This window comes from Psychromonas arctica (assembly GCF_038155225.1).
GTDB classification, from domain to species: domain Bacteria; phylum Pseudomonadota; class Gammaproteobacteria; order Enterobacterales; family Psychromonadaceae; genus Psychromonas; species Psychromonas arctica_B.
This window is the reverse complement of record NZ_JBAKBA010000303.1, coordinates 1-219: the sequence shown is the minus strand read 5'-3', so window position 1 is coordinate 219 and position 219 is coordinate 1. Positions and strand designations below refer to the sequence as shown.

Sequence of the window (219 nt, the reverse complement as noted above, 5' to 3'; positions counted from 1 at the left end):
ACTGTATCAGGGACTATTACATCGGCTTCGATACGAGAATTAACCAGTGGTAACCATTGTCTTTTAGTAACGTCATACGAAGCAAATGTATAGCCTTGCTCATTAAACTGGATACCAAATACAGTGTTTGATATTAACGCTTGATCTTGGGTAAGTTGAAATAATGTACTAAAACGTTGCGCATGCCATTGGCTACCTTGGGCAGTATTGCCTGAACTT

At 39.3% G+C, this 219-nt stretch carries 1 pseudogene; it reads right to left on the bottom strand.

From position 1 onward, the window contains the following. Positions 1-219, bottom strand: a pseudogene (locus tag V6255_RS18620) (type II secretion system minor pseudopilin GspH); the annotation flags it as partial.